The sequence below is a fragment of the uncultured Williamsia sp. genome (genome assembly GCF_947494875.1).
Classification (GTDB): domain Bacteria; phylum Actinomycetota; class Actinomycetes; order Mycobacteriales; family Mycobacteriaceae; genus Williamsia_A.
In genome coordinates this window covers 1-25,475 of the sequence record NZ_CANLWM010000008.1, presented here as the reverse complement: position 1 = coordinate 25,475, position 25,475 = coordinate 1, and the positions used below count along the sequence as shown (strand labels likewise).

28 protein-coding genes and 1 riboswitch are annotated in these 25,475 nt (G+C 70.1%); of the genes, 11 read left to right on the top strand and 17 right to left on the bottom strand.

All coding sequences use genetic code 11. The annotated features are described in order from the left end of the window. The first annotated feature begins 8 nt into the window (after positions 1-8). From Q1A98_RS18045 to mmsB, 3 genes are read left to right on the top strand one after another with little or no spacing between them, the layout of a single operon-like run. Positions 9-1,529, top strand: a complete 1,521-nt coding sequence (locus Q1A98_RS18045; RefSeq protein WP_299576015.1) for a CoA-acylating methylmalonate-semialdehyde dehydrogenase — start codon at positions 9-11, stop codon at positions 1,527-1,529. Next, the gene (locus tag Q1A98_RS18040; RefSeq protein WP_299576014.1) at positions 1,526-2,704 is read left to right on the top strand and encodes an acyl-CoA dehydrogenase family protein; all 1,179 of its coding nucleotides are present in this window, start codon (positions 1,526-1,528) and stop codon (positions 2,702-2,704) included. The genes Q1A98_RS18045 and Q1A98_RS18040 overlap by 4 nt, the downstream gene beginning before the upstream one ends. Then, a complete protein-coding gene (mmsB, locus tag Q1A98_RS18035; RefSeq protein WP_299576013.1) occupies positions 2,701-3,585 on the top strand; it encodes a 3-hydroxyisobutyrate dehydrogenase in 885 nt (294 codons plus the stop codon). The genes Q1A98_RS18040 and mmsB overlap by 4 nt, the downstream gene beginning before the upstream one ends. Position 3,586: 1 nt before the next feature. Here mmsB and Q1A98_RS18030 read toward each other — a convergent pair whose 3' ends face one another. Together Q1A98_RS18030 and Q1A98_RS18025 are read right to left on the bottom strand one after the other, a co-directional pair. Further along, positions 3,587-4,651, bottom strand: coding sequence for a HoxN/HupN/NixA family nickel/cobalt transporter (locus Q1A98_RS18030; RefSeq protein ID WP_299576012.1), 1,065 nt, complete (start codon positions 4,649-4,651; stop codon positions 3,587-3,589). 83 nt (positions 4,652-4,734) lie between these two features. Then, positions 4,735-4,803: riboswitch (cobalamin riboswitch) on the bottom strand. Between the two features lie 33 nt (positions 4,804-4,836). Beyond that, positions 4,837-5,319 carry a MarR family transcriptional regulator gene (locus Q1A98_RS18025; RefSeq protein WP_299576011.1) on the bottom strand — a complete coding sequence of 161 codons (483 nt, stop codon included), beginning with the start codon at positions 5,317-5,319 and terminating at the stop codon, positions 4,837-4,839. 63 nt (positions 5,320-5,382) lie between these two features. Here Q1A98_RS18025 and Q1A98_RS18020 point away from each other — a divergent pair, with 63 nt between their 5' ends. After that, positions 5,383-5,751: a VOC family protein gene (locus tag Q1A98_RS18020; RefSeq protein ID WP_299576010.1), complete on the top strand. Its 369-nt coding sequence runs from the start codon at positions 5,383-5,385 to the stop codon at positions 5,749-5,751. A 24-nt stretch (positions 5,752-5,775) separates the two neighbouring features. Here the strand turns inward: Q1A98_RS18020 and Q1A98_RS18015 are convergent, their stop codons facing one another. The 5 genes from Q1A98_RS18015 to Q1A98_RS17995 form a co-directional block, all read right to left on the bottom strand. Next, positions 5,776-6,276, bottom strand: coding sequence for a MarR family transcriptional regulator (locus Q1A98_RS18015; protein WP_299576009.1), 501 nt, complete (start codon positions 6,274-6,276; stop codon positions 5,776-5,778). A 69-nt stretch (positions 6,277-6,345) separates the two neighbouring features. Further along, positions 6,346-7,080: a uracil-DNA glycosylase gene (locus Q1A98_RS18010; RefSeq protein WP_299576008.1), complete on the bottom strand. Its 735-nt coding sequence runs from the start codon at positions 7,078-7,080 to the stop codon at positions 6,346-6,348. A gap of 31 nt (positions 7,081-7,111) precedes the next feature. Then, positions 7,112-7,612, bottom strand: a complete 501-nt coding sequence (locus Q1A98_RS18005) for a DUF309 domain-containing protein (protein WP_299576007.1) — start codon at positions 7,610-7,612, stop codon at positions 7,112-7,114. A 63-nt stretch (positions 7,613-7,675) separates the two neighbouring features. Beyond that, positions 7,676-8,227 (bottom strand): hypothetical protein, encoded by a 552-nt coding sequence (locus Q1A98_RS18000; protein ID WP_299576006.1) that lies wholly within the window; start codon positions 8,225-8,227, stop codon positions 7,676-7,678. A gap of 89 nt (positions 8,228-8,316) precedes the next feature. Next, on the bottom strand, positions 8,317-9,483 hold the full coding sequence (locus Q1A98_RS17995; protein WP_299576005.1) for a citrate/2-methylcitrate synthase: 1,167 nt from the start codon (positions 9,481-9,483) through the stop codon (positions 8,317-8,319). Between the two features lie 94 nt (positions 9,484-9,577). Between Q1A98_RS17995 and Q1A98_RS17990 the strand changes: the two genes are divergently transcribed. After that, positions 9,578-10,771, top strand: coding sequence for a citrate synthase (locus Q1A98_RS17990; protein ID WP_299576004.1), 1,194 nt, complete (start codon positions 9,578-9,580; stop codon positions 10,769-10,771). A 103-nt stretch (positions 10,772-10,874) separates the two neighbouring features. Here Q1A98_RS17990 and Q1A98_RS17985 read toward each other — a convergent pair whose 3' ends face one another. After that, a complete protein-coding gene (locus tag Q1A98_RS17985) occupies positions 10,875-11,612 on the bottom strand; it encodes a DUF222 domain-containing protein (protein ID WP_299576003.1) in 738 nt (245 codons plus the stop codon). A 622-nt stretch (positions 11,613-12,234) separates the two neighbouring features. Continuing rightward, entirely contained in the window at positions 12,235-13,647 is a 1,413-nt protein-coding gene (locus tag Q1A98_RS17980) for an amino acid permease (protein WP_299576002.1), read from the bottom strand. A 94-nt stretch (positions 13,648-13,741) separates the two neighbouring features. Here Q1A98_RS17980 and Q1A98_RS17975 point away from each other — a divergent pair, with 94 nt between their 5' ends. Both Q1A98_RS17975 and Q1A98_RS17970 read left to right on the top strand, forming a co-directional pair. Continuing rightward, the gene (locus tag Q1A98_RS17975; RefSeq protein ID WP_299576001.1) at positions 13,742-13,990 is read left to right on the top strand and encodes an AbrB/MazE/SpoVT family DNA-binding domain-containing protein; all 249 of its coding nucleotides are present in this window, start codon (positions 13,742-13,744) and stop codon (positions 13,988-13,990) included. Continuing rightward, complete coding sequence (locus Q1A98_RS17970) at positions 13,987-14,367, top strand: PIN domain-containing protein (RefSeq protein ID WP_299576000.1); 381 nt, start codon at positions 13,987-13,989, stop codon at positions 14,365-14,367. The genes Q1A98_RS17975 and Q1A98_RS17970 overlap by 4 nt, the downstream gene beginning before the upstream one ends. On the opposite strand, the gene Q1A98_RS17965 is transcribed toward Q1A98_RS17970, so the two are convergent. From Q1A98_RS17965 to Q1A98_RS17935, 7 genes are read right to left on the bottom strand one after another with little or no spacing between them, the layout of a single operon-like run. Then, positions 14,357-14,842, bottom strand: coding sequence for a hypothetical protein (locus Q1A98_RS17965; protein ID WP_299575999.1), 486 nt, complete (start codon positions 14,840-14,842; stop codon positions 14,357-14,359). The genes Q1A98_RS17970 and Q1A98_RS17965 overlap by 11 nt on opposite strands. 31 nt (positions 14,843-14,873) lie before the next feature. Beyond that, positions 14,874-16,076 (bottom strand): endonuclease/exonuclease/phosphatase family protein, encoded by a 1,203-nt coding sequence (locus tag Q1A98_RS17960; protein ID WP_299575998.1) that lies wholly within the window; start codon positions 16,074-16,076, stop codon positions 14,874-14,876. Positions 16,077-16,128: 52 nt separating this feature from the next. Beyond that, positions 16,129-18,114: a neutral/alkaline ceramidase gene (locus tag Q1A98_RS17955; protein ID WP_299575997.1), complete on the bottom strand. Its 1,986-nt coding sequence runs from the start codon at positions 18,112-18,114 to the stop codon at positions 16,129-16,131. Further along, a complete protein-coding gene (locus Q1A98_RS17950; protein WP_299575996.1) occupies positions 18,111-19,460 on the bottom strand; it encodes a D-arabinono-1,4-lactone oxidase in 1,350 nt (449 codons plus the stop codon). The genes Q1A98_RS17955 and Q1A98_RS17950 overlap by 4 nt, the downstream gene beginning before the upstream one ends. Beyond that, positions 19,448-20,683, bottom strand: coding sequence for an alanine racemase (locus tag Q1A98_RS17945; RefSeq protein WP_299575995.1), 1,236 nt, complete (start codon positions 20,681-20,683; stop codon positions 19,448-19,450). Before Q1A98_RS17945 ends, Q1A98_RS17950 begins: the two co-directional genes overlap by 13 nt. Next, complete coding sequence (locus Q1A98_RS17940) at positions 20,680-21,921, bottom strand: MFS transporter (RefSeq protein ID WP_299575994.1); 1,242 nt, start codon at positions 21,919-21,921, stop codon at positions 20,680-20,682. Before Q1A98_RS17940 ends, Q1A98_RS17945 begins: the two co-directional genes overlap by 4 nt. Next, the gene (locus tag Q1A98_RS17935; RefSeq protein ID WP_299576548.1) at positions 21,918-22,517 is read right to left on the bottom strand and encodes a TetR family transcriptional regulator; all 600 of its coding nucleotides are present in this window, start codon (positions 22,515-22,517) and stop codon (positions 21,918-21,920) included. Before Q1A98_RS17935 ends, Q1A98_RS17940 begins: the two co-directional genes overlap by 4 nt. A 134-nt stretch (positions 22,518-22,651) precedes the next feature. On the opposite strand from Q1A98_RS17935, the gene Q1A98_RS17930 reads away from it, so the two are divergent. The 3 genes from Q1A98_RS17930 (at position 22,652) to Q1A98_RS17920 (ending at position 24,254) form a co-directional block, all read left to right on the top strand. Further along, positions 22,652-23,023, top strand: a complete 372-nt coding sequence (locus Q1A98_RS17930) for an RNA-binding S4 domain-containing protein (protein WP_299575993.1) — start codon at positions 22,652-22,654, stop codon at positions 23,021-23,023. Between the two features lie 113 nt (positions 23,024-23,136). Next, entirely contained in the window at positions 23,137-23,691 is a 555-nt protein-coding gene (locus Q1A98_RS17925; RefSeq protein WP_299575992.1) for a DUF3558 domain-containing protein, read from the top strand. Beyond that, positions 23,691-24,254 carry a DUF3558 domain-containing protein gene (locus Q1A98_RS17920; RefSeq protein WP_299575991.1) on the top strand — a complete coding sequence of 188 codons (564 nt, stop codon included), beginning with the start codon at positions 23,691-23,693 and terminating at the stop codon, positions 24,252-24,254. The genes Q1A98_RS17925 and Q1A98_RS17920 overlap by 1 nt, the downstream gene beginning before the upstream one ends. Positions 24,255-24,266: 12 nt before the next feature. Here Q1A98_RS17920 and Q1A98_RS17915 read toward each other — a convergent pair whose 3' ends face one another. Beyond that, positions 24,267-25,064 carry an acyl-ACP thioesterase domain-containing protein gene (locus Q1A98_RS17915; RefSeq protein WP_299575990.1) on the bottom strand — a complete coding sequence of 266 codons (798 nt, stop codon included), beginning with the start codon at positions 25,062-25,064 and terminating at the stop codon, positions 24,267-24,269. Positions 25,065-25,227: 163 nt separating this feature from the next. Here Q1A98_RS17915 and Q1A98_RS17910 point away from each other — a divergent pair. Further along, the coding region (locus Q1A98_RS17910; protein ID WP_299573787.1) for a ferredoxin family protein at positions 25,228-25,475 on the top strand (248 nt) is incomplete at its 3' end.

Genomic DNA, 25,475 nt, shown 5'->3' with positions numbered 1-25,475 from the left:
ACCCACGCATGACCTCCGAGATCCCCCACTTCGTCGACGGTGTCCGCACGCCCGGGACGTCGGGGCGCAGTGCCGACGTGATGAACCCGAGCACCGGTGAGGTGCAGGCGACGGTGCCGCTGGCGTCGGCGGCGGAGGTCGCCGAGGTCGTCGCGTCGTCGGTCGCCGCGCAGCAGGTGTGGGCGGCGTGGAACCCGCAGAAGCGGGCGCGGGTGATGATGCGCTTCGTCGACCTGGTGAACCAGAACGCCGACGACCTCGCCGAACTGCTCTCGATCGAGCACGGCAAGACCATCGCCGACGCCCACGGCGACATCCAGCGCGGCGTCGAGGTCATCGAGTTCGCGATCGGCATCCCGCACCTGCTCAAGGGAGAGTTCACCGAGGGTGCCGGCACCGGCATCGACGTGCACTCTGTGCGTCAGCCGCTCGGCGTCGTCGCGGGGATCACCCCGTTCAATTTCCCCGCGATGATCCCGCTGTGGAAGGCCGGTCCGGCGTTGGCGTGCGGCAACGCGTTCATCCTCAAGCCCAGCGAGCGGGATCCGTCGGTGCCGGTGCGGCTGGCCGAGCTGTTCCTCGAGGCGGGTCTGCCCGCAGGGGTGTTCCAGGTGGTCCACGGCGACAAGGAGGCCGTCGACGCGTTGCTCGAACACCCCGATGTGCAGGCGCTCGGGTTCGTCGGGTCCTCCGACATCGCGCAGTACATCTACTCCACCGCCGCGGCCCACGGGAAGCGCTCGCAGTGCTTCGGTGGCGCCAAGAACCACATGATCATCCTTCCCGACGCCGACATGGACCAGGCCGTCGACGCGTTGATCGGCGCGGGCTACGGCAGCGCCGGCGAACGGTGCATGGCGATCAGCGTGGCCGTGCCCGTCGGCGAGCAGACCGCGAACCGGTTGCGCGATCGGCTCGTCGAGCGGGTCACCGCGCTGCGCGTCGGTCACAGCCACGACCCGAAGGCCGATTACGGCCCACTCGTCAGCGCCGCCGCGCTCGAGCGGGTCCGGGACTACATCGTCCAGGGCGTCGACGCCGGTGCGGAGCTCGTCGTCGACGGACGCGACCGGGCCGCCGACGACCTCACCTACGGCGACGCGGCGCTGCAGGACGGGTACTTCATCGGTCCCACACTGTTCGACCACGTGTCGAAGGACATGTCGATCTACACCGATGAGATCTTCGGTCCCGTCCTGTGCATGGTGCGTGCCGACGACTACGAGGAGGCCCTCGCGCTGGCCTCGGATCACCAGTACGGCAACGGTGTCGCGATCTTCACCCAGGACGGTGACGCCGCCCGCGACTTCTGCGCACGGGTGCAGGTCGGCATGGTGGGCGTGAACGTCCCGATCCCGGTTCCGGTGGCCTACCACACCTTCGGTGGCTGGAAGCGGTCCGGATTCGGTGATCTCAACCAGCACGGGCCCGCGGCGATCCAGTTCTACACCAAGGTCAAGACGATCACGACGCGGTGGCCGTCGGGCATCAAGGACGGCGCCGAGTTCGTCATCCCCACGATGCAATGACAGCCGTCGCCGATCCCCTCTCTGACGAGGAGCGCGTGATCGTCGACACCGCAGCGGCGTTCGCGGCCAAACGGATCGCGCCGCACGCCGCGCGGTGGGACGAGGACAAGCACTTCCCGGTCGAGGAGTTGCGTGCGGCCGCGGAGCTGGGCATGGCGGCGATCTACTGCCGTGAGGAGTTCGGCGGCAGCGGCCTGACCCGTCTCGACGGTGTGCGCATCTTCACCGAACTCGCTGCCGCCGACCCGACCACCGCGGCGTTCCTGTCGATCCACAACATGGCGACCTGGATGGTGGACGCCTACGGGACCGATGAGCAACGGGCACGGTGGATCCCGCGGATGGCGACGATGGAGCTGGTCGCGAGCTACTGCCTGACCGAACCCTCGGCCGGCTCGGACGCGGCCGCGCTGCGGACCCGCGCGGTCCGCGAGGGCGACGAGTTCGTCCTGAACGGAGTGAAGCAGTTCATCTCCGGTGGCGGCGTCTCCGACGTGTACGTCGTGATGGCGCGGACCGGTGGCGACGGGCCGGGCGGGATCTCGACGTTCGTCGTCGAGAACGGCACGCCCGGTCTGTCGTTCGGTGCGCAGGAGAAGAAGATGGGGTGGAACGCCCAGCCGACGGCCGCGGTGATCTTCGACGACGTCCGGGTCCCGGTGGCGAACATGCTCGGCGGTGATGCGGGTGAGGGCACCGGGTTCCGGATCGCGATGAACGGCCTCAACGGTGGCCGCATCAACATCGCGGCCTGCTCGCTCGGGGGCGCCCGTTCCGCGCTGGACCGTGCACGCAGTTATCTCGCCGAGCGGGAGGCGTTCGGCGGCAAGCTCATCGACGAGCCGACCATCCGGTTCACCCTGGCCGACATGGCCACCGATCTCGAGGCCTCGCGGCTGATGCTCACCCACGCCGCCTCGGCGCTCGACGCGGACGCGCCCGACAAGGTGACCGCCTGCGCCATGGCCAAGCTGTTCGTCACCGACCGCTGCTCGGAGATCGCCGACCGGGCGCTGCAACTGCACGGCGGGTACGGCTACCTGCACGACTACGGTATCGAGAAGATCGTTCGCGACCTGCGGGTCCACCGGATCCTCGAGGGCACCAACGAGATCATGCGGATGGTCGTCGGACGGGCCATCGCCAAGGACGCCGCAACCGGAGGGACACCATGACCCCGAACCCCGCTGTCACCGTCGCGTTCCTGGGACTGGGCAACATGGGCGGCCCGATGGCGGCCAACCTCGTCGCGGCCGGCCACACGGTCCATGGGTACGACCCCGTGGCCGACGCGGTGTCCCGTGCGCGGGAGGCCGGCGTGACCGTCGAGGCATCGGTCGTCGACGCGGCGCGCGGCGCCGACGTCGTCGTGACGATGCTGCCCAACGGCGCTCTGGTGTCGGCCTGTTACGAGGAGATCCTCGGTGTCGTCGAGCCCGGCACCCTTCTCGTCGACAGCTCCACCATCTCCGTCGACGACGCCCGCGCGGTCAATGCCCGCGCCACCGACGCCGGCATGCTGCAGATCGACGCGCCGGTGTCCGGCGGGGTGAAGGGCGCCACCGCAGGCACGTTGGCGTTCATGGTCGGCGGCACCGACGCGGCGTTCGCCGCCGCGCAGCCGGTGTTGGACCCCATGGCCGGCAAGGTCATCCACTGCGGCGACACCGGCAGCGGGCAGGCCGCCAAGGTCTGCAACAACATGATCCTCGCCGCACAGCAGATCGTCGTGGGTGAGGCGTTCGTGCTCGCCGAGAAGCTCGGACTTTCGGCGCAGTCGCTGTTCGACGTCGTCACCGGGGCCACGGGGAACTGCTGGTCGGTGCACACGAACTGCCCTGTCCCGGGGCCCGTCCCCGGCTCGCCCTCGTCGAACGACTTCCGGCCCGGTTTCGCGACCGCTCTGATGGCCAAGGATCTCGGTCTCGCGATGGCCGCGGTCGAGTCCACCGGGGCACACGCGCCCATCGGTGCCCACGCCGCCGAGATCTACGCGGAGTTCGCCCGGGAGAACGGCGGTCGCGACTTCAGCGCGATCATCGAGACACTGCGCTGAGCTACCTCGCGGTGTAGCGCTCCTCGACCCGGGCGAGCTTCCAGTAGGCCACCGCCGACGCCCACGCCACCGCGAACATGACGACCACACCGATGCCCACGGTGTTCAGGTCGATCCCGCTGATCCAGTCGGTCACCGGGTCGACCAGGCCGAGGTCGTCGTGCAGCACCGAGATCAGCTCGATCGACCCGATGACCACCGCGACCGCGATCGAGAGCACGGTGATGGTCAGGTTGTAGTAGATCTTGCGGATCGGGTGGGCGAACGCCCAGTCGTAGGCGACGTTCATGAACAGGCCGTCGAGGGTGTCCATGAGGCTCATGCCGGACGCGAACAGCAACGGCAGCACCAGGATCGCGTACCAGGGGAGGCCTGCTGCGGCGCCGGTCCCGGCCAGGGCGAGCAGCGCGACCTCGGTGGCGGTGTCGAAGCCGAGGCCGAACAGGATCCCGACGGGGTACATCTGCGCGGCGTGGGTGATGCGCCGCATGATCGGCCGCAGGATCCGGGCCAGGAACCCGCGTCCGTCAAGTGCCTCGTCGAGTTCGGACGCCGAGAACGAACCGGCGCGCAGGCGCCGGAAGACACGCCAGATGCCGATCAGCGCGACGATGTTGATCGCGCCGATGACGTAGAGGAACCCGCCCGAGGCGAGGGTGCCCGCGACGCCCAGCCCGTGTCGTAGGGGCGAGTCCCCGTCGAGAAGTGCGTTGGCTGCGTGGGCTCCGGCGACCACGAGGACGGCGAGGACGAACACGATGGTGGAGTGCCCCATCGCGAACCAGAAGCCGACCGATTTCGGTTTCTCGCCGTCCGCCATCAGCTTTCGGGTGGTGTTGTCGATCGCCGCGATGTGGTCGGCGTCGAACGCGTGCCGCATGCCGAACACGTAGGCGGTCAACCCGAGGCCGACCCCGAACACGGCGGTGCCGGCCGTGTAGTGGTGCGGTGCGATGGCGATGACCAGAACGCCGAACCCGACGAGATGCATGAGCGCGACGACACCGAGCAGGCCGGACGCCTGCCACCAGTCGCGGCGGGTCCAGGAGGACAGGATGGAGGTCATGGAGGGCGGCGTGGTGGGCACCGGCACGAGCGTCTCGCTTCTGGGAGCATCGCGTCCCCGTCGAGGTGACGACGACGCCGCAGGTCTGACTCCCGACGCCGTGACGGCGCCGGACACAGTGGCGCGACCGCGCCGGGTTCCCACCGGCTTCCACGACGTCGTCCGAACTCTCGGACAGTAGCCCCTCAGGACGGGGTGCGGTCGCCGTCCTCGCCGGGTGTCCGATCTGCGGAGAGCGACCGGACCATGGTCCGTAGCAGTCGTCCCACCTGCGCGCGGTCGGTGTCGGTGAGGTCGCCGAGCATGCGCACCTCGACCGATCGCACTGCTGCGCTGGCCTTGTCGAGTCGGCGACGACCGGCGGGCGTGAGACGTGTGGGGAGGGCCCTGCCCGAGGCGGGCGCATCGGCGCGCGTGACGAGGCCGTCGCGGTCGAGGGCCTGCAACAGCACGTTCATGGACTGGCGGGTGACGAACGCCCCCCGCGCCAGCTCGGAGTTCGACAGGCCCGGTCGCTGGGCGAGCAGTTCCATGCACGAGTACTGGGTGATGGTCATCCCGAGGGGGCGCAGGACGTCCTCCATCGCCGTCCGCAGCGCGGCGGACGCCTCCTTGAGCAGGTAGCCCACCGACACCGACAGATCGATCTGCTCCTCGCCTTGACTCATGTCAGTATCCTGACATACGGTTCTGGATGTCAGAAAACTGACATCCAACGAAGGAGCTCAGCGATGGCCGTGACCGGTCCCGATTTCATCTCCGTCCAGGTGCGCGACCTCGTTGCGTCGCAGGCGTTCTACGAGCGGCACCTCGGCGTCGTGCGGTCGCCGGCAGGGCCGCCCCACGCCGTCGTCTTCGACACGACGCCGATCGCGTTCGCCCTGCGCGACATCGCGCCGGGGACCGACCTCGACGCCGCCGCGCAGCCGGGTGTCGGGATGGCACTGTGGCTGCACGCGACCGATGTGCAGGACATCCACGACTCGCTGGTCGCCGACGGCGCGACGATCGTCGTCGACCCGTTCGACGGACCGTTCGGGCGTACGTTCACCTTCGCCGACCCGGACGGCTATCACGTCACCCTGCACGACCGCGCGTGACGCGCACGCCACGTCGTCGTGGGGTCAGAAGTCGCCGGCGCTGCGGCGCAGTGACTCGATGATCTCGGCGAGATGCGTGGCGTCGTCGGGCGAGATGCCGATGTCGGCGAACACGTCTCGGTTGAGGACGGTGGTCGCCTCCTCCACCGTCGACCGGCCGATGTCGGTGATGGCGACGAGTGTGGTGCGACCGTCGGTGGGGTGCGGTGTCCGGTGGACCAGCCCGACGGACTCGAGTCGACGGATCGCGTGGGTCACGCTGGTGACGTGGACCTGGAGTCGCACACTGGCTTTCGTGATCGGCAGTGCGCCTGTCCGGCTGAAGGCGAGCAGGCGAAGCAACTCGAATCGGGAGAAACTGAGATCGAAGGGGCGCAGTGCGGATTCGACCCGGGCGAGCAGGATCTGGTGCGCACGCATGACCGACGTGACGGCGACCATCCCCGGGACGACGTCGCCCCACCCGGCCGCGACCCAGTTCTCGCGTGCACGGGCGATCGGGTCGAACCCGGGGCCGTCGGTCATGCGCGTCGCAACGGGAGATGTCGCACGGAGGTCATCGCCACATTCTCACCGATGTACGACGACGACTGCTCACAACCCCGTGAACTCAACAGCCGTCGAGAGGACCTCCTCGAGCATCGCCGGGGTCAGGCGCCCGGTGAAGGTGTTCTGCTGACTGACGTGGTAGCAGCCGAAGAGGCGGATCGGCGGGACGTCGTACCCGGGAGCTGCGACGAGGTCGACGTGCGCGCCATGACCGAACTTCGGGCGGGGTACCGGGACGGCGTACCCGTGGCCACGCAGCGCGGTGAGGGCGGCCTGCCACCCGAATCCGCCCAGAGTCAGCACGGCGCGGGTGGTCGGTGCGAGCAGGGTGAGCTCGCGGTCGAGCCACCGACTGCACGTGTCCCGCTCGTCGGTCGTCGGCTTGTTGTCGGGCGGGGCGCAGTGCACCGGTGCGGTGATGCGGACGCCGCGCAGCGTGAGTCCGTCGTCGGCGCTGACGGCTGTCGGCCGGCTCGCGACGCCGACGGCGTGCAGTGCCGCGAACAGGACGTCGCCGCTGCGGTCGCCGGTGAACATCCGTCCGGTCCGGTTGGCGCCGTGTGCGGCCGGGGCGAGGCCCACGATGATGAGCCGGGCGTCGGCGGGCCCCAGGCCGGGAACGGGCCTGCCCCAGTAGGTCTCGTCGGCGTAGGCGCGTCGCTTCTCCCGCGCGACGCGTTCCCGCCACTCGACGAGACGCGGGCAGGCGCGGCAGTCGACCACTGCGGCGTCGAGGGCGGCGATGTCCGGCGCGGTGGCGGGGTCGATCGGCAGCGTCATCGCGACCAACGCCCCGGGATGTGCAGCTCGGTCACGGGTCCATCCTGCCCAGGGTCGGCGTCCTCAGGGCGAGCGGGCCGTGCGCGTCGCGGAGTGCGTCCAGGCACTCGTCGGCCCAGGTGCGCAGACCCGGGACGTCGATGCCGTCGGGTGCGGCACCCGCCCCGTCGGAGATGGCGTCGCGGCCGCGCTCGATCAGTCGTCGGGCGCCGGCCGGGTTGCCCCGTTCGGCGTGGGTGACGCCGACCGCGAGCTGGGCGAGTCCCTTCCACACCGCGCGCTCGGCGCCGTCCGTCCGCTTCCACGTCGCCTCGAGGATCTCGTGGGCGCGGAACGGCCAGCCGGTGTCGAGCAGTTGCTGCGCGAGGGCGAGCGACTCCGCGGGCGTGAGGACGACGTCGTCGCCGGGGCCGGGTGGCGTCACCCCGACGGAGCCGCGCGCCAGGGGGCGGCCCAGGCGGTCGCGTGGCCGGGCGTTGTGGGCGCGCCCGTCGTCGTCGCGGTCGCGGTCGGTCGTACGGGGCGCGTCCACCCTCACCTCACGCTCGTGTCGGGTCCTGGCTACTCAGGGTGTCACGGCCGTCCGGGGTCGAGGTCAGCGCAGGGCCCGCCGCGCCTCCGGCCAGAACGCGGTGCCCGCGATCGCCACGCCGCCGGCGCCGATGATCGTCACCGCGGCGTCGACGCTCTCCCGGCCCTGGCTGGACCAGTAGACGTCCTCGAGGTCGAGGAGAAGCGCGAGCTCGTCGACGATGAGCGCCGTCCCCACCCCGTAGCTGATCGCGGTGAGCGGGTGGCGACGGTGGTGCTCGGCGCCGCGGACGGCGATCGCGCCGACGCCGCCGAGCATGGCGATCCCGATGTTGTAGTGGTGGAAGTGCTTCCCGTTGAGGCTCATCCCGCCGCCCGCGGGACCGTGCCCGGCCTTGATCCAGTGGGTCAGTGCGCGCACGAACGCGAACGTGACCGTGAACGACGTCCACGAGAGCAGCGCCGACTGCTGTCCCGGATCGAGCGAGCGGCGCCATGCCCGACGCAGGCGATGCGCCCGCGCGCGACTCGCTGTCAGGTCCGCGTCGCCGGGCTCGCCGTACCTGCGAGCCGACGGAGCGTCGTCGGGATGGTCATGGGGCGGTACCTCCTGCATGTCGACGACGATGGCAGGCCGCGGACGCCCCGCCCACCGGGTTTGCCGCATCCGGCAGGATCGGATCTCCCGCGATCCGGACGAAACCGTCAGACCGGCTGGTCCACCGGTGGGCCGACGTACGTGGCGCGTGGCCGGATGATGTGGCGGTCGAGGGCCTGCTCGAGGACGTTGGCCGTCCACCCGACGACACGGCTTACCGCGAAGGTGGGGGTGAACATGTCGCGGGGCAGTCCGCAGCGGTCCATGACGACGCCCGCGTAGAACTCGACGTTGGCGTACCGCGGGCGATCGGGACGCGCCTGAGCGAGGACGTCGACGACGGCGCGTTCGACCTCGACGGCCACCGCGGCCGTCCGGCCACCGAGGCGGGTCGCGACCTCCCGGAGGAGGTCGGACCGAGGATCGCGCGTGCGGTAGACGGCGTGCCCGAAGCCCATGAGGCGCCGCCCCGCGGCGAGCTCGTCCTGCGCCCAGCGGCGGGCGACGTCACCGGCGTCGGCGACCGTCATCGCCGGCCCGCCGCGGGTCACGATGGCGTCGAGGGCGTCGAGTGCCCGGTCGGGTGCGCCGCCGTGCAGGGGACCGGAGAACGCTCCGATGGCGCCGCAGATCGCCGACGGCAGATCCGCGCCCGTGGACGCGATCACGCGGGCGGTGAACGTCGAGGCGTTGAAGCCGTGTTCGACGGTGGCGATGAGATACTGCTCGATCGCGCGCGTCTCGTCGGGCCCTGCCACCTCACCGGTCACCGCATGCAGCCAGTGACCGGCGGTGTCGAGGTCGTCGCGAGGGGTGACGGGCTCGAGGCCGTGTGCGGCTCGATGCACCGCCCCGAGCAACGTGGGGACCATCGCGCAGAGACGGACACCGTCCTCGCGGCGGGTGTCGGCGTCGGAGTCCCACAGCGGTCGCATCCCCGTGTACTGGGCCGCTGCAGACAGGACGGTGCGCAGGTCGACGAGTGCCCGGTGGGTCCCGGGTGTCGCACCGATCGTCCGCGCCAGCGACAGGAGATCCTGCGGGACCACCCGTTCGGCCCGGACGCGGGCGGTGAAGGCGTCGAGTTCCGCAGCCTCCGGCAGGTGGCCGTGGACGAACAGGAACCACACCCGCTCGAACGTCGACGACCGCGCGAGGTCCGTCGCCGGGTACCGGTTGTAGTGGTAAAAGCCCTCGTCGCCGCGGACGTCCCCGATGGTGGTCTCGGCGACGGAGACATCGGACAGGCCGGGTGCGGCGTCGATCAGTGTCATGTCGGCTTCCCGTCACGAATCATGGTCATGGCGACTACGTTCGGCGCGTACGGATGCATCGTCAATGTTGATCGGATCAACATCAGGAGGACTCATGCGTCGCCACACACGGCGGTGGCCCGCCGCGATCCACCACGACGGCAGGGAGTACCTGACGACCGCGCAGGCGGCGCGGGTACTCGGCGTGCGCCCGGCCACGCTGTACGCCTACGTCAGCCGGGGACAGCTCACGAGCGTCCGGATCGACGGCCTGCGGGGCAGCCTGTTCGCCGTCGCCGAGATCGAGGCGTTCGCCCGCCGGACCGAGCGGCGACCACCGGCCGGCGTGGTGGAACGCATCCGCACCGAGCTGACCCTCCTCGAGCGGGACGAGTTGTATTACCGCGGACGGCGAGCGGTCGACCTGGCATGGCAGATGGACGTCACCGAGGTCGCGGGTCTGCTGTGGGACAGTCCGTGGCCGGAGACGCGATGGGGTGCGCCTGAGGTGACCGCAGCTCCGCGAGGCGTCGACACCATCCGCGCGGTGGTCGACGCACTCGGTGCGAACGACGCACTGCGCCACGACACCGCTCGCGCGGTCGTGAGCGCTGCCGCCGCCGGGATCATCGACACTGTGGTCGAGGTGCTCCCGTTGCGGGGACCTGCCCCGCCGGACGACGGAACCCTGGCCCGTCGCCTCTGGCCGCGCCTGTCGCCGATGGCCGGCACGCCCACGCGCGTGGCGATGCTGAACGCCGCACTCATCCTGCTCGCGGATCACGACCTGTCCTCGGGCGCCGTGGCGGCTCGCGTGGCCGCGAGCGCCCGGGGGAGCATCTACGCCGTCGTGTCTGCCGGGCTCGGAGCCTTCGACGGTCCCCTGCACGGCGGCGCTGCGCAGGCCGCGCAGGACTTCCTCCGCGAACTCCACCGGTCGACCGACGACCCCGCCACGGCTGTCTCCTCGTCGAGTCAACTACCGGGGTGTGGCCATGTGGTCTATCGCGACCACGACCCCCGCGCCGAAGCGCTGTTCTCGGCGCTCGAGGAGGAGGGGATGCCCGCCGGCCTCCGCGCGGTTCTCGACGCGGTCCATGCCGAGGCCACGCGACGGTCCCTTCCCGTGACGTCCGACCTCGCACTGGCCGCCCTGGCCGTCCGCTATCGCATGGGCGATGACGCCGCGATGACGATGTTCGCGCTTGCGCGCATCGTCGGATGGGTCGCCCACGCGCTCGAGGAGTACGCGGAGACGCCCCTGCGATTCCGACCCGAGGGTGTCTACGTCGGCGTCCGGCCGTCGTGAGACGTTGGGGCCGACGGAGGGCTCACACTGTGGAGTTGTCAAGGTTCTGTTGCGGTCCTGGCGGGTGGTCAGGTGCGGGGAATGTGCTGTCGCTGATGGGTTCTCAGGCGGCGATGGTGTCGAGTCGCAGGGTGCGGCGGTTGTAGGCGGGTTGCAGTTCGCGTCGTGGGTCGACCGATGCTGGTGGTCGGATCCAGGGGTGGCGGTCGGGGCCCATGACGATGTCCCAGCCGTGTTGGTGGACCGCGATGTGACAGGTTCGGCAGAGCAGGCACCCGTTGTCGCAGGTGGTGGGTCCGCCGTCGGAGTGGAAGACGATGTGGTGGACGTCGGTCCACGATGCGGGGTTGCCGCACATGACGCACGACTGATCGCGGGCCACGATCGCCTTTCGGGTGCGGCCGGTGAACAACCGCGCCGTCGGGGAGATGTCGACGGGTGCTGCGTCGACGTCGACGGCGATGCGGGTGACCGAGGCGTCGCACGACAGCAGCGACACCGCCTGATCCGTGACGGTGCCCATCCACTGCAGATGCGCCGGTCCCGCCGGTGAAATTCCGCAGCAGTCGGTGGTGGTCGCGGGCACGGTCAGCAGGATCTCGGTCTTCGCCGACCCCACCAGCCCGTCGACGCCCAGCGCGCGGGACGCAGCTTCGACGACTTGTGCGAACGCGTCGGCTCGGCGTTGCGGCGCCGACCGCGGATCTGGTGAACCATCCGGCAGTGGTCGTGGACGCGATGCCACATCCAGGCTCGCGATGAGGCGTTCCCCGGTGACGACGTCGAGGTCGAATGTATCCTGCCAGTCGGCCGTCGTCGCGTTGCGCCCACGACACCTCATTCAGCGTGGTGTCCTCCGCGACCGGGGTGGCCGGCTCATCGCCGTCGACCATCTCGGGTTCGTGCGCGAGTGCGATGGCCCGGGCCCGGTCGTCGATCTCGACCGGTGTCCGGCCGGCGAGGGCGTGTCCGATCAACGCCGCCTCGGTCTCGACCGCCACCTCCGATCCCAGCGGTGAGCGGGTGCGCAGGGCGACGTGGCGGACTCCGCGGGCGACGGCGTCGGCGAACTCCGCCGACAGTGACCCGTCCCGCAGGTGTCGGGCCAGTGCGGGCAGGTGCCCGATCGCCCGCCCGAGTCGGATCGCCCGCGACGCCACCACCGGGACGCAACCGTTGCGGCGCAGCAGTTCCCGCACCGAGAACCCCAGGCGCTTAGCAGTGCCCCGGCACTCGATCTCCCCGGTCACCCGGGCCAGCAATCCGTCCGCGGCGTTACGCGCGGCCACCGCGGCACGCACTCCCGCCAGCAACACATCATCGTCGGCAGGCACCTCGCACTCGCGGACGGTATCGGCGAGGCGGTCAGCCGCCTCGAGCACGTCGTCGAACATGTGTACGACACTAGCCAGGCCCACCGACACGGCCCACGAACTCGGTTCGCGACCCGAGGATCTGTGGGATCAGCGTGAACTGTGCGCAACGGCCTTTCGTCCGCGGAGGAAGTACGCCGCGGTGACGCCGGCAAACCACACGACACCGACGACGATCGCGGTGCGGCCGGAGTCGCTGAAGAACAGCAGCACCACGACCAGAGCGAAGAAGGCGAGGGCGATCGCCGTCGACCAGGGCGCCCACGGCAGCCGGTAATCCGACGCCTCGACCTCACCGCGCGCGACACGACGGCGATACACCGTGTGTGCGACGAGGATCGAACTCCACACGAAGATGATCCCGATGGTCGAGACGGAGGTGATGTAAGCGAACGCCTTGTCGGGACTGACGATGTTCACGATGACACCGATGACCATCACGCCGGCCGACAGCAGGATGCCCCCGATCGGCACGTGGCGACCGGAGAGTGCGGTGAGCCGACGCGGGGCTTCACCGCGCTGCGCGAGGCTGCGGACCATGCGGCCGGTCGAGTAGATGCCGGAGTTGCACGACGAGAGCGCAGCCGTCAGCAGGATGAAGTTCACGATGCCCGCGGCGGCGGGGATGTTGATGTAGGAGAACACCTCCACGAAGGGGCTGTTGCCGTCGGAGAAGTTCCTCCAACCGCGCACCGACAGGATGACGAACAGTGCTCCGACGTAGAACAGTCCGATGCGGAAGGGAAGCGTGTTGATCGCCTTGCGCAGCGTCACCTTCGGGTTGGCGGCCTCGCCGGCGGTGACGCCGACGAGTTCCACACCGACATAGGCGAACAGCACGATCTGCAGACTCAGCAGAGCGGAGTCGAACCCGGTGGCGAAGAAGCCGCCGTCGTTCCACAGGTTCGTCACCGACGGGTCCGTGTCCGGGCCGAGACCGGTGATCGGCAGCAGCACCAGGGCGCCGACGATGATCATGCCGACGATCGCGGTCACCTTGATCATGGAGAACCAGAACTCGGCCTCGCCGAAGACGCCGACGGAGATCAGGTTGACACCGAACAGGACGATCAGCACGACGAGCGCGGTGACCCACACGGGGATCGACGGCAGCCAGTAGTTGACGTACTTCCCGGCGACGGTGATCTCGGCCATGCAGGTGGTTGTCCAGACGGCCCAGTAGGTCCAGCCGTTCGTGAAACCCAGGAAACGCCCGAGGAACTCGTGGGCGTACTCCGAGATCGACCCGGCGACCGGTCGGTAGATCAACAGTTCGCCGAGCGCGCGCATCACGACGAAGATCGCGAGCCCCGCCACGAGGTAGGCGAGGATCAGTGCGGGTCCTGCCTGTTCGATCGCGCCGCCGGCGCCGTAGAAGAGGCCGGTGCCGATCGCGCCACCGAGGGCGATCATCTGGACGGTTCGGGCGGACAGACCGCGCTGGTAGCCGTCGTCCGGGTCGGACTCGGGCCCCGGCGCTCCGGGAGTGGTATGGGTCACCATGCCTCGGACGATAACGGTGACGCCACCGCCTTCGGCAGGCGCACGGCCCTATCCCTTCGTGGCACTGTTCGGTGATTCGTGGCACGATCGGCGCATGAGTGACACGATCGTGGTCGGTCGGCAGGGCCGCATCGTCATCCCTGCGCATCTCCGCGATGAGCTCGGACTGCATGCCGGCGAAACGGTCCGAGTCGTGCGTGACGGTCGTCGACTGGTGATCGAACGACCCGACGACGCGGTGTCCGACCTCCGAGGTGTGTTGAGCGCCGCCACGCAGGGCCGTTCGCTCGTCGAGGAGCTCCTCGCCGAACGGCGCGCCGAGGTCGACGACGGGGCGCGGTGAGAGTTCTCGACGCATCCGCACTCCTCGCGCTCCTCAACGACGAGCAGGGCGCGGATGTCGTGAGCACGGTGATCGACGGCGGAGTGCTCAGCACGGTCACTCTCGCAGAGGTGCTCGGCAAGGCTGTCGACGTCGGAGTGGACCCGCGGACGGTGCAGGCTCGGCTCGCCGCCGCAGGAGTCGTGGTCACCGAACTGACCCCGACCGATGCGGTGATGGCAGCTGGGCTTCGCCGGTCGCCGGGCGGGACCGCGCTGTCGCTGGGTGACAGGTGTTGTCTGGCAGTCGCTCTCCGCGAGCCGAACGCGGAGGTCTACACCGCCGACCGTGCGTGGGCGATGCTCGACCTGCCGCTCAGGACGGTGCTCATCCGCTAGGTCGCGACGTACGCACTTCGGTCGACCGCGCGCGCACCATCACGTCGATCTCGTCGACGAGGTCGCGCAGCATCGCGACGTAGGGCGCGTGGTCGGGGTCGAGTTCGTCCAGCGACGACAACGCGGCACGCGCCTTCTCGAGGTGTGCAGCGGCGTTGTCGAACGACGCGAGCTGCCGCAGGTCGTCGGCGATGTTCAGATGCAGCGACGGGTACAGCGCGGTGACCTGCACGCCCGGGGCGCTCTGTTCGAGGCTCCTGGCATCGATGCCGTCGGCCGCGGACAACGCGCGTTCGTCCCACACGAGCGCGTCGGCGGGGTCGTCGTACATGTCGGCGAGGTGGTGGGCTGCGACGCAGCGATGGAGCGGATCCCCGCCCGTGGTGAGGGACGACCAGAGCTCGACGAGGTCGTCGCGATCCCTGGCACCCACCGCGGCGACGATGCGGTCCATGGTCGGGTCGGAAGTGGTCACGCCCGTACTGTTCCGTATTCCTCCGACACGATCAGAAGCGCAGATCCACCCACACCAATCGGTGGTCGCTGCTGACCGTCGGGGGGATGAGGTCGCGGCCGGACTCGCCGGGCGCGGGCCAGAAGACGCCCGCACCGGCGACCGGCAGTCCGCGCGACGGCAGCACGTAGTCGACGCGGAGGTTCCCGGGGTCCGGCTTCGAGAAGTCGGCGGTGCGCAGCTCCGGCAGTGTGCGGTGCCCGTCTCCTGTGCTGTCGACCGCCGCGCCGCGCGAGGTCGGACGGGTGTCGGTCACCTGCGGCAACGACAGCACCTGGTTGATCGCACCCACCCCGGGTCCGGGCGGTCCGCCGTCGGCGGGGTCGCTGTTCTGGTCACCGACCATCACGAAGGACGAGCCTGGTGCGAGACCGCCGCGTCGGCCGGAGTCGTCGACGATGTAGGACGCACGTGGACCGCCCGCGATGTAGTCGGCGGACAACCGCACCTCGTCGTGGTTGCGGCGACCGTTGCGGTCCTCGGGGCCGTCGAAGCTCGGCGGGGTCGGGTGCGACGCGAGCAGGTGGACGGTGCGACCGCGAACGGAGATGGGGACGTCCCAGTGCGACTTGCTCGACAACCGGAGGATGTCGGCGTTCGCGCCGTAGTAGTCGCGGGGGATGAGGTTGCCGGGCTGGTCCTTCCACAGCAGCTTCTGGAACGTGCGGACCCGGGCGGTGTCGATGGGGAAGCGCGAGTAGACCACCATCCCGTACTGCCCGGGGAACGCTCCGAACCCGTATGCGTCGTCGGGGCCGGTGGTCGACCCGTCCCGGTTCAGGTCCCGGCCGGTGGGTACGCCGGTGTTGACCGGGGCGGTGAACGAGTACGGGTAGTCGATCGACGGCTGCCCGCGCTGGCCGACCTTCAGATACCGATCGGAGAACGCGCGGACCGCGGCGCCGCCGGCGACGTGGTCGAACTCGTTGAGCAGCAGGATGTCCGGACGGTTGCGCTGGACGATCTCGGCGATCACCTTCGCCTGCGCGTTCGTGTCCGACTGGAGGTCGGTGAGCAGCTGTCCCTGCGTCGGCCGGTTCAGGCTGGCGTTGAAGGTGGCCACGCGCACCACCGACGGCTCACCGGACGAGCCGAAACCGGGTGAGCCGAACCCCGGCGCCGCGGTCGCCCCGGAGACGGCGGCGCCCATCACCACCGCCGCGACCAGCAGGATGCGCAGACCTCGCGTGAGCATCCCGCGATGCTAGGCGCGGTAGGCGAACACCACACTGCCGTGTGGTGAACGGTCATCCCACGACGACGGTCGGCGACGTCCCCGAGATGGGTTCCACGCGTCCGTCGGGCCGGCGCCGGTCGCCGGTGTACCGGATGCGGAACGTGCCCCGCGTGCCGGTCGGGACGGTCCACCGCACCGAGATGACCGACGCGGTCGACGATCCCGGCGGGCGACTCCAATGCATCTCTGTGCACCAGTCGTCGTCGTCGAACACCGTGGTCCATCCCGACGCCCCACGACGCTCCACACGGAAATATGTGTCGTCGGTGCGGAAGTCGACAGTCGGATGCGCACCGACGAAGTCGACCCGCACCGTCTCTCCGGCTTCGTACCGCGGGCGGGGGGTGAGCAGGACGTCCCCGAACCGGTGTCCGACGACGGGCGTGTCCAGCGGGACCGGCGGCAGCAGGTCGGGCTGACGCGACGACTTGTCGAGCGGGGCGGGACCGCGGCCGATCGACGACCCTGCCGCGAACGCCCGTGCGAGACGGTCGAACTCCTGCAGATATGCCGACAGCGTCCACCGGCCGAACTGCGTCTCTCCGCCCTCGTACTGCTGCGCGTCGTACTCCTCGGGTGTGGTCACGTACTGGCTGTAGCCGTTGGCGTACCCCTGCAGCAGGACGTCGTCGACGCTGATCCGCAACGCATCGGCGACGACCCGTCGGACGCGGAGACCGGCGACGACCGTGAACTCGGCAGGCGCCGCGGCGAGCACGAGATCCCCGATGCGCATCAGTTGGATCGGCAGCACCTGGGGGATCCACGGCCACGGCGGGAGCAGACCGAGCGGCGCGACGATGAGCTTCGGTGCCTGGATGTCGGCCAGGCCCGGCGGGATCGGCGTCTTCTGGCCCTCGTCGAACAGCGGTACCGGTAGGTTCCAGTTGTCCTCCCGGCTCGTCCCGAAGGCGGCCGCGCCCATGCAGGCAGGCCCGGTCCGCGCCGTCCGACCCTCGGGGGTCCAGCGGCCGTCGATCGTCACGGCGGAGAAGTCGACGTAGCGGACCATCGCGTCGACGCCGCTGCGGCGCATCGGGCGTGCGTCGTCGGCGGCGCGTGCGCCCGCGTGGAACTGGCGGTCGCCGATGATCAGACAGTTGGTGCGGTTGTCGGCCGTCGGCCCACCCGGGTGCAGCGGCCGAACCCAGAGGTTCGGTGTCATGTCGCCGGCGTTGGTCTGCGGGAACGCGGTGATGCATCCGGGATCCCGTGATTCGGCCACGTAGCTCGCGTATCCCTTGTTGTCACCCGAGATCAGCGTGTTCCGATCGGTGAGGGACGTGCCGTGGGTCGCGAACCAGCTGATCTGGCCGATGTCCGCGCCGGTCGACGTCCGTCGCAGACGCAACGTCGTCACGGCGGGGTCGATGGCGTTCGGGAACTCTCGCCGCTCCGCGACGGGGTTCCGATCGAAGGCGACACGCGAGCGGTTCGCGCTGGCGTCGTGAAGTTCGCTGCGGCCCAGGCTGATCGTCCCCGGGGCGAGATCGTCGTGGGCGCGGGCGATGGCGGTGACGATGCCGCGCACCTCGGCCTCGTACGACCGCTTCTTGAACCCGTATGCGGCGAGCGTGTACGCGTAGTCCCATGCCGTCCCGCCGCACGAGTTGTGGTTGTGGGTGGCGTTGAGGTTGACGTTGCGCTCGGTGTAGAGATCACCGAAACGACTACGGAGAGCGGCCATCACGCCCAGGTGCACCGACTGGAAGAGGCAGGCGATGTCGACGGTGACGAAGGCGACCCGGTTGCCCGTCGCGCGGTCGACGACGACGTACGCCCGTGCCCAGCACCGCGAGAGCAGTCCCGTCGACACCTGATCCTGTTCGGAGTAACCCATCATCCCCTGGCCGGCCACCGCTCCCGTGGCGTCCGCGCGGCCCGCACCCACCAGGAGTCCCGAGGGCGCCGCCTCCGCCCGGGCTCCGACGGTGGTCGCCAGGGCCGCCGTCGCCGCGGCGCCGGCGAGGACGGACCGGCGCGAGATGTCCGTCACCGGCCGAGGACCTGGGTGAGGTAGGAGTTCGCGAACACGCGGTCGGGGTCGAGACTGTCACGGACCGCGAGGAACTCGTCGAAGCGCGGGTAGACGGTCCGCAGGTGTTCGGCGGTGCGCGTGTGCATCTTGCCCCAGTGCGGGCGACCGCCGCGTCGCGTCAGGATCTCCTCGACGGAGGTGAAGTAGTCGTCGGGGGCGTCGCGGTGATAGCGGTGGACGGCGATGTAGCCGCTGTCCCGGCCCGACGCCGTCGACAGCATGAGGTCGTCGGCGGGGGCCGCCCGGACCTCGATGGGGAAAGAGATCCGCCACCCGCGGCGGTCGATGAGCAAACGGATCTCGTCGACGGCGTCGTGGACCTCCTCGAGTGGGATGGCGTACTCCATCTCCCGGAACCGCACGCGGCGCTGGGACACGAAGACCGCGTTGGAGGCGTCGACGAACCTCCGTCCGGACTGTGCCGCGCCGGCCACCTTCGCGAGAGACGGTGCGACGCCGGGAAATCGTGCGCCCGCCTCGCACATCGCGGCGAACACGCCGTTGCTGAGCACCTCGTCGGAGAGGAACCGCGCGACGCGGCCCGGGCCCTGCGCGGGTGTACCCGCCGGCATCCGGGTGTTCGTCTTGGTCAGCGCGACGTCGGTGTGCGGGAACCAGTAGAACTCGTGGTGGTCGTGGCGACGGACGGCGTCGTCGAAGTCGGCGGCGGCGTCGTCGACCTGCACCGCGGCCTCGACCGCCTCGAGACAGAACGCGGGCACGCACTGCAGCGTGATCTCGGTGAGCACCCCGAGCGCGCCCAGTCCCAGCGCGACGGCCTGCAGCGTGGCGGGGTCGTCGTCGCCGACGGTGAGGACCTCGCCCGTCCCCGTCACGAGGGTCACCCCGACGATCTGGGTTGCGAGACCGCCGAAACCGAGACCGGTTCCGTGGGTGCCCGTCGACGTCGCGCCCGCAAGGGTCTGCGCGTCGACGTCACCGAGGTTCGGCATCGCGAGGCCGAGCGGTTCGAGGATGGCAGGCATCGCGTGCAGGGGTGTGCCCGCGCGGACGGTGACGCGGCTGCGCTCCCGGTCCGCGTGGACGAGGCCGGTCATCGCGCCGAGGTCGAGGGAGATGCCGTCGGGCACGGCGATCGCGCTGAAGCTGTGGCCGGATCCCGCTGCCTTGACGGTGATCCCGTCACGCCGCGCGCGGTGGACGGCAGCGGCGACGTCGTCGGCGTCGCGGACTGCGATCACCTCGGCGGGGACGGCGGACTGCGTACGTCCCCAGTTCCGCCAGAGAGCCGGCGACGCGTCGGCCTGTGTGGCTGTCGGTCGGGTGGTGGTCACAGGAAGCATTTCCCTTCGCCGCGGTAGGTGGGCACGGTGTCGACGACGGTCCCGTCCTCGACGATCACGACGTGGTCGGCGTGCTCGGAGACCTCCCCGGACTTGGTGTGGCGGAACCACACCCGGTCACCGATCACGAGATGGTCGGCGGCATCACCGAGCAGTGGTGTCTGCACCTCGCCGGCGGCCTCGCGCGGCTCGTAGCGCAGCCCCGACGGCCACACCGGTAGCGGGAGCCGGTCCGGAGCGGGCGGGCCCGACGCGATCCATCCGCCGCCGTGGCAGGTCACGACGCCGGGTCCGGGGCGACGGACCACCTGGAGCCCGAACCCGACCGCCGGCGCGGGCCGGAAGTGGGAGTACGTGTCGAAGAGGTGTCCGCCGAAGAAGCCACTACCGGCCGCGATGTCGGTGACGGACGTGTCCTTGGCGGTGGCCTCCAGTGATCCGGTGCCGCCGGCGTTGACGAACTCGAGGTCGGCGAGCTCGCGCAGCGCGCTGATCACGGTGCCGCGGCGGCGCCGGAGTTCGGTCATCGAGACCCGCTGCATCCCCCGGATCATGCTGTTGCGCATCGTGGTCTGCCATCCGCCGTCGACGCCGTCGCCGACGCCGGCGACCTGCGCCTCGTAGGACATGACGCCGACCAGGCGCAGTCCCGGCCGCGCCACGATCGCCCGCGCGAGCCCCACCGCGTCGTCGAGCGAGTGCACGGGGGAGCGGCGGACACCGATGTGCCCCAGCACGGGTGCGTCGAGCGACGCGTCGAGATCGATCGCCACCCGCAGCGGCGGGCGGGATCCCGGCGGCGCGGCCGCGTCGATGAGGTCGAGGTGGTCGACGGAGTCGACGAGCAGTGTCACGCGCGCGGCGGCGACCTCGTCGGCGCCGAGCGCGGCGATGGAACCCCGCCGCGCGCTGGGGTATCCGACGAGCACGTCGGTGATGCCCGAGGCCGTCGCCAGCCAGATCGCCTCGTCGAGGTCGTAGGCGAGCACACCGGCGAACCCGTCGCGGGAGAGGATGTCGTCGATCACCGACCGCACCCGCAGCGACTTCGACGCGACCCGGATCGGTACACCGCCGGCGCGGCGCCGGAGGTAGGCGACGTTGGACTCGAAGGCCGCGCGGTCGAGGGCGACGACCGGCCCGTCGAGATGCCGGACCGCCCTACCGATCGCCGCCCAGTCGACGTCGCGGACGGCGGGTGAGCGCTGCAGCGTGGCGGTCATCGGACGCTCCGCACCCGCAGGACCGAGGCCCCGCCGGCGATGCCGAGGATCGCGGAGACGGTGAAGAGTGCAGTGAACCCGCCTGTCGCGGCGACGATTCCGGCGCCCAGCAGGGGTCCGAGCGCCTGGGGGACGGCCATGGCGATGTTCATGATGCCGAGGTCCTTTCCGGTGTGGTCGGCGTCGGGCAGGACCTGGGTGGCCAGGGCCTGGTCGACACCGAGGAAACTGCCGAAGCCGGCCCCGAGCAGGGCGGCGGCGACGATGGTGGTGGGCAGGGACGCGACGAGCGCGATGACGAGGGCCGCGAGTCCCTGCAGGACGCCGGCGGCCAGCACGAACGGCTTGCGACGGGCGATCCGGTCCGACAACACACCCGAGGCGAGTGCCGCGCCGATGACGAACACCATGTAGACGGCGGTGAGGATCAGCAGGTCGCCGTCGGCGTCGGGGACGCGCAGACCGAACTGCAGGAAGTAGAGCAGCAGCGACGTGCCCAGGGCGTTGCCGAGGTTGACCAGCACCCGTCCCAGCAGCGTCCACCCGAAGTCGGGGTGCTGTCGCGGCGACACCCACAACTCCGAGACCACAGCGCGGATCGTCAGGGCGCCTCGTCCGTGGTCGGCGTGCGGCGGGTCGTCGACGACGAGCACGAACGGCAGGACGCAGACGACGAGAAGCGCTGCGACGAGCAGGTTCCCGCCGACGCTGCCCAACCCGAACGCGGCGATGAGCGCGACGCCGAGGATGACCCCGATCGCCTGCGGCGCGGACACCCAGCTGGACACCACGCCCCGCTGGTCGACGGGTACACGGTCGCCGATCAACGCGGTGAGCGCGGCCGAGGCGGCGCTGAACCCGGTCAGCGCCACGCACCACCAGATCGTCAGCCCGACGAGTCCGTGACGGGTGCCGAGCACCCCAAGGGCGACGGCGAACACCAGGACCCCTCCGGCGATCCACGGGCGCCGTCGGCCGAACCGCCCGGTGGTGCGGTCGGAGAGCGACCCGGTGAGCGGGAAGGCGATGAGTGCGCAGATCGCCGAGATCCCCGACACCACACCGAAGGTCGTCACGCTGGTGCGCCACTGGGTGTCGTCGGTGCCGAGGAGATCGACCACCTGCTGGGGCAGCGTCAGCTGGAAGGGGGTGAGCTGCGCGAGCCAGATCCCGGTCCAGGCCAGGGCGAACAGGGCGATCCAACGGGTGCTCACCCGTGTCGTCGTCGCGGTCGTCATGCGACCTCCACATGGGTCAGCAGCATGCTCACGCACGCGTCGACGATGCGATGGGCGACGTCGAGGTCCCCGGTGTTGAGGTAGGCCAGCGTCAACCCGTCCGTCGCCGCGACCACCAGCGGCGCGAGGGTGTCCGGGCTGGTCCGCCACCGTGCACCGGACGCGTCGGCCGCGGCCGTGAGCGCCGTGGCGGCCAGTTCGTAGTACCGCCGGTAGACGTCGGCGGCGAAGCCCTCGAGACCGGGCGTCTGCCGGGCGTACTGCGACAGTGCGATCAACGCGTGTTCGCGCGACGGGTCGGACACGACGCTGTCGAGGTAACCGCGCAGACCCCCTCGCAGGAGCGACTCGATGTCGGAGGAGTCGGCGGGCACGTCGGCGAGCACCGCGTGGATCGCGGTGTCCTCACTGGTGAGCCCCGAGACGACCAGGGCCTCGAGAAGCGCGTCGCGGGAGGAGAACGCGTAGTGGAAGCTCGCCTGCGACATCCCCGCCTCCGCGCAGATGCGACGGGTGGTCGCGGCCTCGACACCGTCGGTGGCGACGACGCGGAACGCGGCCGCGACGAGTCGTTCGCGGCGTTGGTCGACCGGTATCCGGGGGATGATCGGCTCCTCGTCGCCAGAAGTGGGTCGATTGACCCACTTGGGTGGGAGAACGCTAACCCACGGCCCCGTGCCGCGCCAGGGATAGGAGTGAACACGCAGGGAGCCGGCGATACCGTGGAGCCATGGCCGAGCCCAGCGTGCGCGTCGACAGCTGGATCTGGGCTGTCCGGCTCACCAAGACGCGGTCGCAGGCCGCCGCGGCCTGTCGGGGTGGGCACGTGAAGGTGAACGGCACGCCGGCGAAGCCCGCACAGCACGTCACCGTCGGTGACGAGGTACGCCTGCGGATCGCCGGCCGCGACCGGATCGTCGAGGTGGTGCAGGTGCTGACCAAACGCGTCGGACCGCCGGTCGCCGCGACGGCGATGATCGACCGCAGCCCACCGCCGCCCCCGAAGGAACTGCTCGCGGCGATCCCGCTCCGCGAGCGGGGAGCGGGTCGCCCGACCAAGCGCGAGCGGCGCGAGACCGACCGGCTCCGGGGTCGCGACTGAGCGGTCGACTGCACGCTCGACGCGATCGACCGCACGCTCGACGGCGTTTTTCTGCACGCTCGGCGAGGTGTTTCGGTCCGCTACGGAGGGGTCGGTTCTCTACACTCGGGCGCGTGCAGAGCCGTGTCGCCCGTCGCTCGACCTGGGTTCTCGTCGTGGTCGTGGTGATCGCGGTGCTCACCGCCTGCTCGGACTCCTCGGGCGGCGGCGGGACCACCGGCGCGGCCGGACAGTCGGCCGCCGCGGGCTCCGGACCCTTCTTCGGGAAGTGCGGCGGGGTCAGCACCGACGACGTCGCACGGGTGACGGGGACCTCGGGGCTCATCGCCGCCAGCGACAACAGCGCCGGATGCGAGTGGGTGACGAGCGCCGACGTCCTCGGTCCCCAGTTCTCGTTCAACTGGTACCGCGGCAGTCCGATCGCCCGGGAACGGGCGACCGAGCAGCTCTCACGCGACACCGTCTCCGACCTCACCATCGACGGCCACAGCGGGTTCATCGCGTCGAGTGCGGGCATCTGCGAGATCGGCATCGCGTTCGGCGGCGACTTCTTCGAGTGGTCGGTCAGCTACGGCACGGCCGAACCCGGCCAACAGCAGCGCTCCGCCGACGAGGTCTGCCAGGCCACGAAGACCCTGTCCACCATGTCGATCGAGCGGGCGAAGTGATGCGCAGGGTCGCGGCCGCACTGACGGCATTGCTGGCCGTCGTCCTTCTGGTGGCCGGCTGCACTCGATCGGTCGACGGCGACGCCCGGCCGCTGGGCGGGGGCACCGCACAGGGCGACGGCTCCGACAACGGCTCGGTCGACACGAACCAGTTCGACAAGCTGCTCCTCGAGTGCACGCTGCTCAGCCCCGAGCAGATCGCGACGGCCGTCGGCGGGACCGCGGCGGAGTCGACGTTCAACGGGGCCATCTGTCGGTGGGTGGTGTCCGGCGCGGTGCCGCTCGGCGTCACGTTCACGTGGTTCGAGACGGGCACGATGGCCGTCGAGAAGCAGACCGTCGAGAAGCTGGGCTACACGACCGACACCATCCGTGTCTCGGGGACGTCGGCGTTCACCTCGCGTGACCCGCAACGCCCCGGCGTCTGCGGCGTGACCGCGAAGTCGCCCGACCGCGGCATCTACACGTGGTGGGTGGAACCGCGCGGGACCGGCGGCGCCGCCGCGGATCCGTGCGCGGCACCGACGAAGCTGATGGAGCTGGTCCTGCGCGGATCCGCCTGACGACGGAGTCGCTCAGCGCGGCGAGCGGGTGACGCTGACGGTCGCGGCGACCTGCTCGTCGACGATCATCCACAGCAACAACTCGTCACCGACACGACGGCGACGCAGGATGATCGACGCTCCTGGGGTGATCGGCCGCAGGTACTCGATGACGGCGCGGTGGGGCGCGTCGACGATGTCGGTGTGGTCGAGGAGTTCGTCCTCGACGGCCTCCCAGTAGGCGGCGTTGTTCAGGTGACGGAACGGGTCGAAGTCGGTGCTGCGCAACACGTGCGCGCGGTCCGTGCCGTCGTCCTCCGGAAGCGGCGTCGGGTGCATGGTCTTCCACCGAAGCCGGTGCTCGTCGGTCATCGCGGCGAGCATCTCGAACGCCTCGTCGGTGATGCGCGACGGCATGCCCTGGTCGTTGACGTTGATCCAGAACGCCTCGGTCTCGATCAGTCCGGGCGGCCGCATCTCCGGGTTGAACCGGTTCGTCTCGTGCTCGGCGGTGATCCGCACGCGCATGTTCGTCCACCGGGTCGACAGCGCCGCGCACCAGCGCTGCAGCGTGACGGTCGCCGGCCACGTGATCGGCTCGATCACGTCGATCACGGTCCGCCGGACGATCCAGAACGGGTCGCTGTCGTGGAAGTCCGTCGCCTCGATGTTGTCGTTGGCGATGTCCTGGAGGTACCGCGCGGTCCCGTCGAGACGGACGCGCATCTGCTGGTCGACGTCGCCGGTCCGGACGCGGTAGGAGGCCTCGTAGTACCGGGCACGCTCCAGGCGGTCCTCGAGCGCCGGGCTGAACGGATAGGTCGACGTCACGGCGACAGCATCGCACGCTCGCCGGACGGCGGTCCGTCCCCGGCCGGGGCGGGATAGAGATGTGGCACTGGATGCAGATATCGTTGTGACAACGCTTACAATCTAGAACACGTTCCAGTTTTTCGGCGGGGCGTGGACGAGGACGAGTCGAGGTCTGACACCCATGGCGCATGTGATCACCCAGCCGTGTTGCAACGATGCGAGTTGTATTGCTGTGTGTCCGGTGAATTGCATTCATCCGACGCCGGATGAGCCGGAGTTCCTGACCGCGGAGATGTTGTACATCGATCCCGACACCTGCATCGATTGTGGCGCGTGTATCGACGAGTGTCCTGTGGAGGCGATTTTCCCCGACGATCAGCTCGACGAGAAGGGCGAGCGGTACCTGCAGATCAACGCCGACTACTACAC